The organism is Actinomyces sp. oral taxon 849 str. F0330 (genome assembly GCF_000239715.1).
GTDB lineage: Bacteria > Actinomycetota > Actinomycetes > Actinomycetales > Actinomycetaceae > Actinomyces > Actinomyces johnsonii.
This window is the reverse complement of sequence record NZ_JH470350.1, coordinates 41,247-53,271: the sequence shown is the minus strand read 5'-3', so window position 1 is coordinate 53,271 and position 12,025 is coordinate 41,247. Positions and strand designations below refer to the sequence as shown.

At 65.3% G+C, this 12,025-nt stretch carries 9 protein-coding genes; 2 read left to right on the top strand and 7 right to left on the bottom strand.

Features of this window, described 5'->3' with window-relative positions; all coding sequences use genetic code 11:
- Positions 1–80 precede the first annotated feature (80 nt).
- Both HMPREF0975_RS04175 and HMPREF0975_RS04170 read left to right on the top strand, forming a co-directional pair.
- Complete coding sequence (locus tag HMPREF0975_RS04175) at positions 81–365, top strand: YciI family protein (protein WP_049939487.1); 285 nt, start codon at positions 81–83, stop codon at positions 363–365.
- A gap of 106 nt (positions 366–471) precedes the next feature.
- Positions 472–1,107 (top strand): class I SAM-dependent methyltransferase, encoded by a 636-nt coding sequence (locus tag HMPREF0975_RS04170; RefSeq protein WP_009232889.1) that lies wholly within the window; start codon positions 472–474, stop codon positions 1,105–1,107.
- 7 nt (positions 1,108–1,114) lie between these two features.
- On the opposite strand, the gene HMPREF0975_RS04165 is transcribed toward HMPREF0975_RS04170, so the two are convergent.
- The 7 genes from HMPREF0975_RS04165 to coaE form a co-directional block, all read right to left on the bottom strand.
- Complete coding sequence (locus tag HMPREF0975_RS04165; protein WP_009232888.1) at positions 1,115–3,607, bottom strand: HAD-IC family P-type ATPase; 2,493 nt, start codon at positions 3,605–3,607, stop codon at positions 1,115–1,117.
- Between the two features lie 55 nt (positions 3,608–3,662).
- The gene (locus tag HMPREF0975_RS04160) at positions 3,663–4,667 is read right to left on the bottom strand and encodes a TerC family protein (protein ID WP_009232887.1); all 1,005 of its coding nucleotides are present in this window, start codon (positions 4,665–4,667) and stop codon (positions 3,663–3,665) included.
- A 327-nt stretch (positions 4,668–4,994) separates the two neighbouring features.
- Positions 4,995–6,236: an arginine deiminase gene (locus tag HMPREF0975_RS04155; RefSeq protein WP_009232886.1), complete on the bottom strand. Its 1,242-nt coding sequence runs from the start codon at positions 6,234–6,236 to the stop codon at positions 4,995–4,997.
- An 88-nt stretch (positions 6,237–6,324) separates the two neighbouring features.
- Complete coding sequence (arcD, locus tag HMPREF0975_RS04150; RefSeq protein WP_009232885.1) at positions 6,325–7,779, bottom strand: arginine-ornithine antiporter; 1,455 nt, start codon at positions 7,777–7,779, stop codon at positions 6,325–6,327.
- A 262-nt stretch (positions 7,780–8,041) separates the two neighbouring features.
- Positions 8,042–10,138, bottom strand: coding sequence for an excinuclease ABC subunit UvrB (gene uvrB / locus HMPREF0975_RS04145; RefSeq protein ID WP_009232884.1), 2,097 nt, complete (start codon positions 10,136–10,138; stop codon positions 8,042–8,044).
- A 347-nt stretch (positions 10,139–10,485) separates the two neighbouring features.
- The gene (locus HMPREF0975_RS04140) at positions 10,486–11,217 is read right to left on the bottom strand and encodes a hypothetical protein (protein WP_009232883.1); all 732 of its coding nucleotides are present in this window, start codon (positions 11,215–11,217) and stop codon (positions 10,486–10,488) included.
- Positions 11,218–11,335: 118 nt separating this feature from the next.
- Positions 11,336–11,986, bottom strand: a complete 651-nt coding sequence (gene coaE / locus HMPREF0975_RS04135; protein ID WP_009232882.1) for a dephospho-CoA kinase — start codon at positions 11,984–11,986, stop codon at positions 11,336–11,338.
- Positions 11,987–12,025 lie beyond the last annotated feature (39 nt).

The following is a 12,025-nucleotide window of genomic DNA, read 5'->3' as shown; positions in this document are numbered from 1 at the left end:
ATCGTGAGGATGCCGGAAGAATGCTCAGGCCCCCTGTGTTCAGGCCATGGCCGGAGTCCCTCAGCTCTATGCTGGAGCCCATGAGCAAGATCTACGCCGTCGAGTACCGCTACGTCACCGACAAGGACGAGGAGATGGCCACCGTGCGTCCCTCGCACCGCGCTTTCAACGGCCGCCTGGCCGATGAGGGCAAGCTGCTGGCCGCGGGCCCCTACGTGGGTACACATGACGCCCTCATCGTCGTGCGGGCCGATGACGAAGCCGGTGCACTGGCCCTGCTCGAGGAGGATCCCTTCCACCGAGCCGGCTACATCAACGAGCGCATCGCACGCGAGTGGAACCCGGTCATCGGGGTCCTGGCCTGAACCGCAGCAGGAGGCTGCTACTGAACCAGTACTGAAGCTGGAACAGAGCCGGCTCGTTCCGCAACGGCCCTTGCCCCCGTCCGGCCAGGCCGGGGAACATGGATTCGTGGTTTCCTCTCAGTCCTCCAAGTCCTCCGCCATCCCGGACGAGTCCCAGTTCGCCCGCCCCTCCTGCCTGACCGGGCGCGTGCTTCTGCGCGGCATGAACATCGGTCACGCCCGCCTGCACCGGTGGGGACTGAAGGCGGCGGGGATCCGCCCCCGAGACAGGGTGCTCGACGTCGGCTGCGGGGGCGGCAAGGCCATTGCCCGGATTCTTGCGCAGACTCGTCGCGAGGTGGCCGGCGTCGACCACTCCCCCGATGCGGTTGAGACCAGCAGGCGCGTCAACCGCGCCGCCGTTGCCTCCGGGCGCCTGCGGGTCCTGGAGGGTTCGGTGGACCATCTGCCCTTCCGCGACGGCTTCTTCGACGTTGCGACGGCCTTCGAGACCACGTACTTCTGGCCGGACCTGCAGGCCGGTCTCATCGAGATCCGCCGCGTCCTGAGTTCCGGGGGTCGGCTCGTGATCACCAACGAGGTCACCGATCGGGAAGCGGCGGGGCACTGGGCGGAGCGTCTGAATATGAATGTGCCTGATGGTCAGAGCCTTGCCGCCCTGACCCGCGAGGCCGGGTTCCTCACGGTCGATATCAGCATCCACCCCCGACACAGGTGGCTTCGCCTGGTCGCCACAAGGTAGAAGGCTCTTAGCCCCGATTGCGTACGATTCTGCGCCGCACTATGTGAACCAGCTCGATGCCGCCAATCGCCAGTCCGGCCATGAGCGCGATGACCCACCACACCCCTGGGCTGGGCCAGGCCAGTTCGAAGAAGGCGCGCACCGGGGAGGAGACGACTCCCAGGACCGCGATTGATCCCATGAGTACGACGAGCCCCAATCGCCAGCTCGTCAGAGGTCTGGCGGTCAACGTGAGCAGCCACAACCCGCAGGTGATGAGAACCAAGGTCGTTGCTGTCGTCACTTGGGCGCGAGGGGCATGAGTGAGCGTCAGCCAGAGGTAGGTGGCCAGGGTGACGGTTCCCGCCATGAGCCCCGCAGGCACGCACAGGCTGAGAACCCTCCTCAAGAATCCTTCCCGGTAGCGCTGTGAACTGCGAGCCAGGGCCAGGACGAAGGCCGGGATCCCGATCGTCAGTGAGGAGACGACCGTGAACTGGCGGGGCAGGAAGGGATAGGTGATCGCTGTAACGGCCACGACGACGGCGATCAGTGAGGCGTAGATGGTCTTGGCCAGGAACAGGGAGGCGATGCGTTCAGTGTTGGCCATGACGCGGCGCCCCTGAGCCACAACCCCCGGCAGGGCAGAGAACTCACCCTTGAGGAGCACCAGGCGCGCAACCGCCTTCGTGGCCGGCGCCCCATTGCCCATGGCGATCCCCAGATCGGCGTCCTTGAGGGCCAGGGCGTCGTTGACACCGTCCCCGGTCATCGCGACGACGTGACCGCGCGACTTCAGTGCCCGAACCAGCGCCCGCTTCTGCTCGGGGGTGACGCGCCCTAGGACACTGGCACCCTCGACCGCGTCAGCCAGACGGTTCAGGTCCTCCTCCGTCTCCTTCCCACTGCCCGCGCCGGCCGGCAGGGTGCGCGCGTCCAGGGCCACGAGCTCGCCGCCGTCGGCAGCGGTGACTCCTGCCTGGCGGGCGACGGCGGCCACTGTCTCGGGGCTGTCGCCGGAGATGACCTTGGCATCAACGCCCTGCTGGCGGAAGTAGGCGAGGGTCTCGGCGGCGTCGGGACGAATCTCCTCGGTGAGGACGACGATCCCGGCGGCCTCAAGGTCGCCGGGCAGCCGCGGCTCGTCCTGCTCCTGGGGCTGTGTCCAAGGCGAGTGTGATCGGGCCAGGGCGACGACGCGCACCCCCTGCGCGGCAATCTGGCGGGCACGCTCCAGGACGGGCCCACCGTGAGCGGCCAGGACGATCTCGGGGGCTCCGAGAACCCATGTGATGCCGCAGGCCTCGTCTCGGATCGCCGACCACTTCCGGCGCGAGGAGAAAGGGATCGACTCCACGCCGCCCACCCCGCACTCACCGGCTGAGACCAGAGCCTCCCTCAGACCCTGCTCACCGAGTCGCTCGGGCTCCTTGAGCCCCTCCACAATCGCATCCGCGGTGGCGTTGGATTCGCCCATTCCGGTGAGTACGGCCAGGGCCGCAAGTACCTCGGGCGGCGCCTGGCCGCCGTCGGGTCCCTGGATCTCCCCCAGGCGAATACGGCCGGTCGTGATAGTGCCGGTCTTGTCCAGGCACAGGGTGTCGACCCGGGCCAGGACCTCGACGGCGGGCAGCTCCTGGACCAGGACGTTGCGTCTGGCCAGCGCCAGGGACGCCGTCGCGAAGTTGACGGAGGTCAGGAGCACCAGCCCCTGAGGCACCATGCTGACGACGCCTGCGATGCCCACGACGACCGCCTGCCTCCACTCGCCGGTGCTCCAGGCCTGGCCGATGCTCCCGCTCAGACGCAGCTGGGACCACACCAGGACCACGGCGACGGGGATGATGACCCAGCTGATCCAGTGCAGCACCCGGTTGGTTCCGGCCTGCAACTCGCTGACAACGAGGGAGTACCTGCGAGCCTCCCGGGCCAACCGGTGGGCGTAGGCATCTCCACCGACAGCTGAGGCGCGGAATAGGCCGGTCCCGGCTGTCACCGTGGTCCCGGACATGACTCGGGCGCCGCGTTCCGGGCGCACGGGCCGGGACTCTCCGGTGAGGATCGACTCGTCGATCTCGAGGCCGTCGCTGGTGATGACCTCTCCGTCCGCCGGGACCTGCTGACCGGCGCTGAGGCGCACGATGTCGTCAAGGACAACGTCACCAACAGCGACCTCCCGCTCGACCCCGTCCCTCAGGACAACGGCTCGGGGCGTCTCCAGCACCGCGAGGCGGTCGAGGGCGCGCTTGGCTCGGATCTCCGCCACTGTACCGGTGGCGGTGTTGAGCAGGAGGACCACGCCGAACAGCCCGTCCCCCCAGCGCCCCAGCACCAGGATGACAGCCAGTGCCGCGCCCAGAATGGCGTTGAAAACCGTGAAGACGTTGGCCCGCAGGATCTGGGAGACGCTGCGGGAGGTCCGCTCGCGGTACTCGTTGGTCCGCCCGGCGCTGACGCGTTCGGCGACCTGTGCGGCGCTGAGCCCGGTCACCGGGGCCTGAGGGATGTTCGTGGCGCTCACGGCTCAGAGGGTAATGAGTGATGGAAGACCGGTCCTCCTCCCAACGGCTGAAAGATCAGGAGGCGACCTCGGCCCGCCGGACATCGGCTCGCGACTTGAGGACCGAAGCGATGACGGTGACAGTGATCGTGGTGACGATGACGGCCAGGGAGACCTTGACCGAGGCCTCCGGGATGGTCTCCCATTTCTTACCCCCGTTGATGAACCAGAGCTCATTGGTGTGCAGGGCATGGACGATGAGTTTGAAGCCGATGAAGCCGAGGATGACCGCCAGGCCGTAATGGAGGTAGACGAGCCGGTCGAGCAGTCCGTCGATGAGGAAGTAGAGCTGGCGCAGGCCCAGCAGGGAGAAGGCGTTGGCGGAGAAGACCAGGAAGGGTTCTATAGTCAGCGAGTAGATCGCGGGGATGGAGTCGACGGCGAACATGACGTCGGCGGTGCCGATGGCGATGATGCACAGCATCATGGGGGTGATCATGGTGCGGCCGGCGTGGCGGTGGATGACCTTGCCGCCCACGAAGCCGTCGGTCATGGGGATGACGCGGGCGACGAGCTTGACGAAGCCGCTGGGCCTGTACTCCTCGTCCTCGTCGTCGGGCTCCTCAACGCCCTCTCGGGCCTGGGAGAAGGCGGTCCACAGGAGCCAGGCTCCGAAGAAGTAGAAGACCCAGGAGAAGTTATTGATGAGCGCAGCGCCTGCGAGGATGAAGATGAGCCTGAGGACGAGGGCGATGATGATGCCGGCGAGCAGCACCTCCTGCTGGTACTTCCGGGGCACCTTGAAAGAGGACATCATGATGACGAAGACGAAGAGGTTGTCGATGCTCAGCGCCTTCTCGGTGATGTAGCCGCTCAGGTACTGCTGGGCGAATCCGCCGCCCCACACGAACCAGACGATGCCGGAGAAGACGAGGGCCATGGCGATATAGGCCACCGACCAGATGGCGGCCTCCTTCATGGTGGGCTCGTGCGGCGTGCGCACGTGACCGACGATGTCGATCGCGATGAGGGTCAGGATGATGGCCGCCAGGCCGATCCACCCCAGAATGTGGACGTCCACGTATTCTCCTCCGGTACGGAACTGGTACCGGAGGTCTCCTCCCGCCACGGGCGCCGGCGCTCAAGGCTCGTGCCGCTCTGGCCGCGACGCCGGGAACGCAGGACCGCGTGTGCCCGCACCACCGTGATGACGACGTCGCCGTTGGTTGGGAGTACTCCCCTCCGTGTATAACGTCCGAGAGTCTAACGTGCTAACCGGTACGGGCACATGGAGTGGCCCGTCGCGCAGGTGTGGGGTGCATGACGTCGCCACCCGACTGGGGTTCCCCGGAGGCGGCAACGCCATCACCATCATGACCGTAACGTCTGTACTCCGAAGCCGGCTCGGTCAGTAGACCGGGTCCCGATCGATCGGGCAGGTCATGCAATGTCCGCCGCCGCGACCGCGGCCGAGCTCGCTGGAGGGGATCTCCAGAACCTCGATGCCCGCAGCGCGCAGGTTGGCGTTGATCGAGTAGTTGCGGTCGTAGGCCACGACCACTCCCGGGGACAGGGCCACGACGTTGTTGCCGTCGTTCCACTGCTCGCACTCGGCCCCGTAGCGTCCTGCGGTGGACATGACCGGGGTGAGCTTGACGCCCAGGGCCTCGGAGACGACGTCGACGAAGTAGCCCTCGTCGTAGGTGACCTTGATGCCGCCGCGCTCGGTCTCGTCGGGACGCAGGGAGAAGGTATCCATGGCCCGGACGACCGGCTCATAGACGTTCACGACATCCTCGGAGCACACCGTGAACACAGTGTCCAGGTGCATCGCGGCGCGCTCCTTGGGCATGCGGGCGGCGATGACCCGCTCAGCCGAGCCAGCGTCGAACAGCGACTTGGCGATCTGGCTGACGGCCTGGAAGGTCGAGCGCTCACCCATGCCGACCAGGACGATGCCCTTGCCGATCGGCATGATGTCTCCGCCCTCGATGAAGGTGTGCCCCATGTCCTTGTCGACCGTGTCCAGCCAGACGTTGTAGTCGTACTTAAACATCGGGTGGTAGCGGTAGATAGCGGTCAGCAGGAGAACCTCGCGTCGACGGGCGCCCCAGAACATCCGGGACAGCTCGACACCGTCGTAGATCCAGGCAGAGTTGTCACGGGTGAACAGGGTGTTGGGTAGGGGGGCGATGAGCATCTCGGGGTCGTCGCTGTTAACGTGGAAAGGAGAGATGCAGCTGCCGAACACGTCCGTGGGCACCTCGTCGGACACGAGTCCGCCGATAAGGAGCTCGCCGAGCTCGGCCGAGGGCATCTCCTCCAACCAAGCCAGCAGGTCCTCGGCGACGCCCACGCCCATGGTGGCGTGGTTGACGCGTCGGCCCAGGATGAACGAGCGCGCCTCGGGGATGTCCAAGACATCGGCGAGCAGATCACGCAGTTCGAGGACATCGATGTCACGCTCGCGCATGAGTTCGACGAAGAAATCGTGGTCACGCTGAGCCTTGGGGACGTCCAAGACATCGTCGAAGAGCAGATCGTGGCAGTTGGACGGAGTGAGACGATCGTGTGCGCGACCGGGCCGGCACACCATGACACGTCGCAGTGTGCCGACTTCGGAATAGACTCCGTGCTTCTGTTCGGTCATTGTTCCTCTTTCCAAGTCGTGGCAACGCGATTAAATGCTGCCGAAAACGGTGGGTCATAGATGACAGGGAGATGGTTGAGAATGGCGGTCACAGGCTCAGCGCACCGGTTGCCAGTCCGTAGACGGCGTAGACGGACATGACGGCGAAGAGCACGACGAGCCCCCACTCGGCGGTATTGAAGACCTTGGCCTCCTGCTCACGCCGCGCCCAGATGTAGAAAGGCAGGCCCAGCAGGTAGAAGATGGCCGTGTACAGGAGGTACACCAGACCGGCGGCATAGAGCAGCCATAGACCGTACGCCGACCCCAGAACGCCGACGACGAGATCGAAGTGCCCGCCCCGAGACCTGTCTCTGACGGCGACGAGGACCTGGAATAGGGCGGACAGGAGATAGGGCAGCAGGATGAGAGCGGAGGCCAGGTGGATGAGGCGCGTGTAGGTCGAGGCGTTGAAGTAGGTCCAGATGAGGAAGAGCTGGACCAGCCCCATGGTCAGCCACAGGGCGTTGACGGGCACGGCTTTAGCGTTCTCGCGGCCCAGGAACGAGGGCATGAGCCCCTCCTGAGCGGGAACACGCATGATCTCGGCCAGCATGAGGAACCAGGACAGCAGGGCCCCCACCAGGGAGACGATGAGTCCCAGGGCGATGAACTTCGCCCCCCATGGACCGACTGCCGCCTCAAGCACCCCCGCCAGGGAGGGGTCTCCCAGCTTGGCGAGCTCGGAACGAGGAACTATGCCGTAGGACAGAATGTTGACGGCGAGCAGAAGGGCCAGGACAGAGAGGAAGCCCAGGATTGTTGCCCTGCCGATATCGGCACGCGTTCTGGCCCGCTCGGAGAACACCGATGCCCCTTCAACGCCAATGAACACCCACACCGTCACCAGCATCATGTTCTTGACCTGGGCAACCACCGCACCAAACCCCGTGCCGACACCGGCTCCCCAGAAATCGTGAGTGAAAATATCGAGCTTGAAAGCAAACAGACCGATGAGGACAAAGACGATCAGCGGTAGAACCTTGCCGACGGTCACAATGGCGTTGATGATGGCGGCCTCTCGGATGCCGCGCAGGATCAGGGCGTGGTACATCCACATGACGACTGAGGCGATCCCGATGGCAAGTGCAGTATTACCATTGCCGAATCCGGGCAGGAAGACGCCCAATGAGGCCATGAGCAGCACAAGATAGCCAACATTGCCGATCCAGGCTGATAACCAGTACCCCCACGCGGATGAAAATCCGACGAGATTGCCGAAGCCGGCACGAGCATAACCGTAGACACCGGCATTGATCTCGGGCAGGTTGATGGCCAGCCGCTGGTAGACGAAGGCAAGCATGAGCATGCCGGCACCCGTAATGAGCCATCCTATGATAAGCGGCCCGGGCGCTGCGGCGTCGGCCATCTGCTGTGGCAAACCGAAGATCCCGCCCCCGATCATCGATCCGATGCCAAGTGCGGTCAGCGCGGCCAACGACACCTTGCCGGAGGCAACCCGCCCGCCCTCTCCGTCAGCGACATCGGTGTCGAGCTCAGCCATGTCCACTCACACTCCCTCGCAACAACAGTGGTGCGGCACACAATCACTATATGGTCACGTTAAGGAGAGGACAAGACTTGGCAACCTATTAATAGATAATCTGCAACACGCATAACACGCTGCATATCTACAAGAGTCTCGCGTCAACACACAACAAGATGGAGTGAATATTGGATATTCCCTCAAGAGAGTCGCGAGCCTTCCTTCCCCACTCCAAGACCAAAGTCCTAAAAGACGGCGTGAGGTAAGCTGCAGTGTTTTTTCACTGGGCGGCGCGCATAGCGCGCAGCTCCTTCTTGAGGTCCTGGATCTCGTCACGCAGCCGGGCGGCGAGCTCGAAGTGGAGCTCCTCGGCCGCGGCGTGCATCTGCTGGGTGAGCTCGTTGATGAGCTCGACGAGGTCGCCCTGCGCTGCCCCGGCGAGCTTCTCGCGCACCGTGGCCTCGGCCGTCTGCTTGCGCCGGGCCCGCACCGAGGGGTCCTCATGGCCCCGGTAGCCGCCGGCCAGGAGGTCGGCGGTGTCGACGTCCTCACGGGCGAGCATATCGGTGACGTCGGCGATCTTCTTGCGCAGCGGTTGGGGGTCGATGCCGTGCTCGGTGTTGTAGGCCAGCTGCTTGATGCGTCGCCGCTCGGTCTCCTCGATGGCCTCGGCCATGGCCGGGGTGATGGTGTCGGCGTACATGTGGACCTCGCCGGAGACATTGCGGGCGGCGCGCCCGATGGTCTGGATGAGGGAGCGGGTCGAGCGCAGGAAGCCCTCCTTGTCCGCGTCCAGGATGGACACCAGCGAGACCTCCGGAAGGTCCAGGCCCTCGCGCAGCAGGTTGATACCGACCAGCACGTCGAAGCGCCCCAACCGCAGCTCGCGCAGGAGCTCGACGCGCCGCAGGGTGTCGACGTCGGAGTGGAGGTACTCCACGCGCACACCCCGTTCGGCGAGATATGTGGTCAGGTCCTCTGCCATGCGCTTGGTCAGGGTGGTCACGAGGATGCGCTCCTGGCGCTCGACACGGGTGCGCACCTCCTCGAGCAGGTCGTCGATCTGCCCCTCGGTGGGCTTGACGACCACCTTGGGGTCCACCAGCCCGGTAGGCCGGATGATCTGCTCGACGACGCCGTCGGATCTCTGGGTCTCGTAGTCCCCGGGGGTGGCCGACAGGTAGACGGTCTGTCCGATGCGGTCCTCGAACTCGGCGAAGGTCAGGGGCCGGTTGTCCAGGGCAGAGGGCAGGCGGAACCCGTGGTCGACCAGGGTGCGCTTGCGGGAGGCGTCCCCCTCGTGCATGGCGCCGATCTGGGGGACGGTCACGTGCGACTCGTCGATGACCAGGAGGAAGTCCTCGGGGAAGTAGTCCAGGAGGGTGTTGGGCGGGGTGCCGGTCTCCCGGCCGTCGATGTGCAGGGAGTAGTTCTCGATCCCTGAGCACATGCCGATCTGCTGGAGCATCTCCAGGTCGTAGGTGGTGCGCATGCGCAGGCGCTGGGCCTCCAGGAGTTTGCCGTCGCGCTCGAGCTGGGCCAGGCGCTCGGCGAGCTCGGACTCGATGCCCTCGATGGCCCTCTGCATGCGCTCGGGGCCTGCCACATAGTGGGAGGCGGGGAAGACGAAGACCTGCTCGGCGGTGTCGATGACGTCTCCGGTCACGGGGTGGAGCGTGGCCAGGGCCTCGATCTCGTCGCCGAAGAACTCGATGCGGATGGCGAGCTCCTCATACATCGGGATGATCTCCACCGTGTCCCCCCGTACCCGGAAGGTACCGCGGGTGAAGTCGATGTCATTGCGGGTGTACTGCATCGTCACGAAGCGTCGCAGAAGCTCGTCCCGGTCGATCTGCTGCCCCACCTCCAGGGGAGTCATCCGGTCCACGTACTCCTGAGGGGTACCCAGTCCGTAGATGCAGGACACGGAGGATACGACGACGACGTCACGGCGGGTGAGCAGGGAATTGGTGGCGCTGTGCCGCAGACGCTCGACCTCGTCGTTGATGGAGGAGTCCTTTTCGATGAAGGTGTCCGTCTGAGGGACGTAGGCCTCGGGCTGGTAGTAGTCGTAGTAGGAGACGAAGTACTCCACCGCGTTGTTCGGCAGCAGCTCGCGGAACTCCGCGGCCATCTGAGCGGCCAGCGTCTTGTTCGGCTCCAGGATGAGGGTGGGACGCTGGACCTGCTCGACGAGCCAAGCGGTCGTCGCGGACTTCCCGGTTCCGGTGGCGCCCAGTAGGACGATGTCCTTCTCCCCCGCCTGGAGGCGCTCGGTCAGCTCGGCGATCGCCGTGGGCTGGTCACCACTGGGCGAATAGGGACTGACGACCTCGAAGGGTTTGGCAGCGCGCTGGAGCTCGGTGACGGGACGCATGCCTCCAGACTACGCGGCCCTGCCTGCGCCTCCGAGGGCTCCGACGGTTCGACCGCCCCCTTCACCTCCCTGGAATCATGCCGTCATCACGCTGATACGTCCTTGTGTCCGCTTAGGAACCATTAAATCGGATCCACCTATTACGGTGGTGCGGGCAGGACGCCAATGTGTCCTGGCCTCACTTTCGTGGGTCTCAATCCCCGTTCGTTCCCTGTCCGCCCGCCCCGATTCAAGGAGCTTTCATGGCCTTCATCGTTGCTGTTTCCGCGTCCATCGTCGGCGCCTTCGGCCCTGCTCGCGCAGCCTCCCGGCGTAGCAGCCGACTGGGCTGAGTGCGCCCGCCGGCTCTACCGTTCGGTTCCGCCCCACTCGACGGCGGTGAATCCGGTTCGAGCAGGCGCGGGCGCCAATTCCTGTTCCGGAACCGGCGTCTGAGGCACCTCTCCGATAACGACGTAGACCCGGATGAACGTCTCCGGGACGATTTCGGCGCCGGAGGAGGTGTCTGTGAAGCGGTAGACGGCGCGGCGAGCGTACTCGTCAGTGGCGAAGGTGACCAGGGCTCTGCCCCGCTCGGCTATCCGCGGCCCCCAGAAGGTGATGAACTCGGCCGCCTCACGCTGGTCGAGGCCCAGGACGGAGAGCTTCTCCTCCAGGAAACCGGTGGCCGCATCCGCATCGACAATAAAGCCCTCATCCTGAGCGAAGGCGGTGGGCTCCTCCCCCTCCCAGAACAGTGACGGGTAGTGCCGCCCCGTGGCGTCAGTGATGTCCCCGTTGGGAGATGCCGTCACCTGCCACGTGACGCGACCATCCGCCTGAGTCTGCGGCGTCGGATAGGTGTATGTCAGCGTCCCTTTGTAATCCAGACTCACCGAGAGATCCGTCGTCGTTGAGGGGTAGAGGTACAGGACCGGTTTCTTGGACAACGGCCTGCTCGGCTCTGGGCTCGATTTCTCGCTCGGTTCCCGGTTCGGCCGCTGGATGACGACACAGCCCGCGAGCATCCCGACCCCTGTGAGGCTCCCGAGCAGCAGGAGGCTTCGACGAGTGGGGGCGGCCATCGGTGATCGAGGCATGACGGTTCCTTTTCGTACGACTAATGCGTCCGACCCGACGGCGGTCGGGACGCCGCGGCTCCTCAACCCACTGTAGGGGTCTGCGCGATATCAGCCGATGGGAAGGCCTCCCCCGTTGTCAGGCAATGGTTTCCGGCGCCATGATCCGGGTGGTCCAGAGCCTGTCGACATCCGCCTCCAGCTCATCAATCGACCCGGAGTTGGACAGCACGACGTCGGCCACAGCCCGTCGTTCCTCATCCGTCGCCTGCGAAGCGACGCGGGCAAGGGCGTGCTCCCGGTCCATGCCGCGCTGCGCGAGTCGCTTCAGACGCAGCTCAAGGTCCGCCTCGACGACGACAACGAGGTCGAACATGTCCTGCATCTGCCCCTCGACAAGCAGAGGGACGTCGTACACCGCCACCCGCCCAGCCGGAATCGTCTCCATCCGGGCCCATGCCTCGGCCGCGATGAGGGGCAGAAGAATCTCCTCCAGGCGCGCGCGGCTCAGGTCGTCGGAGAAGACCAGACGCCCCAGGGCGCTGCGGTCGAGCGAGCCATCGGAGGCGAGGACGCCGTCCCCGAATTCAGCCACGACCGCCGCAAGACCATCGCTTCCGGGGCTGACCACATCGCGAGAGACCTCGTCAGCACTGGTCACGACTGCACCGCGTGCCTCCAATAGCGCGGCAACAGTGGACTTACCGGCCCCGATGCCCCCCGTCAGCCCCACACGCAGAGCGCGGTCCGCAGGATGGCGAGTGGTCTGGGCGGCAGGTGTGTGGCGCATGACCCCATCATGCCGTGCCCCGCCTGACGAGGGCCAGCT

Coding starts and splice junctions, on each gene's coding strand:
- arcD (WP_009232885.1), bottom strand. CDS start 7,779: ATGGCTGAGCTCGACACCGATGTCGCTGACGGAGAGGGCGGGCGGGTT.
- HMPREF0975_RS04175 (WP_049939487.1), top strand. CDS start 81: ATGAGCAAGATCTACGCCGTCGAGTACCGCTACGTCACCGACAAGGAC.
- HMPREF0975_RS04140 (WP_009232883.1), bottom strand. CDS start 11,217: ATGCCTCGATCACCGATGGCCGCCCCCACTCGTCGAAGCCTCCTGCTG.
- HMPREF0975_RS04155 (WP_009232886.1), bottom strand. CDS start 6,236: ATGACCGAACAGAAGCACGGAGTCTATTCCGAAGTCGGCACACTGCGA.
- uvrB (WP_009232884.1), bottom strand. CDS start 10,138: ATGCGTCCCGTCACCGAGCTCCAGCGCGCTGCCAAACCCTTCGAGGTC.
- coaE (WP_009232882.1), bottom strand. CDS start 11,986: ATGCGCCACACACCTGCCGCCCAGACCACTCGCCATCCTGCGGACCGC.